Genomic DNA, 371 nt, shown 5'->3' with positions numbered 1-371 from the left:
TGATAGGGAGAAACGGGAGAGAGCTGCTTGAGTATCAGCCAACCATTTTGCTTTTCAAGGGCGACGTTAACGCCAAAGGAAAATAGCGCAGGTCCTATCATGCCAAATATCAGATAATTGATATACATATAGTTATGGGAGTCATGATGACTGAACACCACGCCGAAGAAAAGATAAAACAAGCAAGGAAATAGGGTGGCTGGGATCACAAAACCCTTACTTCTAAATGTGCTCAAGAGTTCAGTTTTGCTTTCAAGTATAAAGGATGTTGTGTTTATCATGGTTAAGCGCTCCTAGCATTCATTAGAGATAAATAAGCTTCTTCGAGGCTCATTGGGGCTACATACAAATTGCGGATAGAAAATTTCTCT

At 40.4% G+C, this 371-nt stretch carries 1 pseudogene; it reads right to left on the bottom strand.

Annotation, left to right across the window (positions count from 1 at the left end):
• Positions 1 to 281, bottom strand: a pseudogene (locus CWC11_RS23205) (ABC transporter permease); the annotation flags it as partial.
• Positions 282 to 371: the final 90 nt, after the last annotated feature.

The sequence above is a fragment of the Pseudoalteromonas sp. S3178 genome (assembly GCF_005886985.1).
Classification (GTDB): domain Bacteria; phylum Pseudomonadota; class Gammaproteobacteria; order Enterobacterales; family Alteromonadaceae; genus Pseudoalteromonas; species Pseudoalteromonas carrageenovora.
The sequence above is the reverse complement of the archived record's forward strand: the minus strand, read 5'-3'. Positions and strand labels throughout refer to the sequence as shown.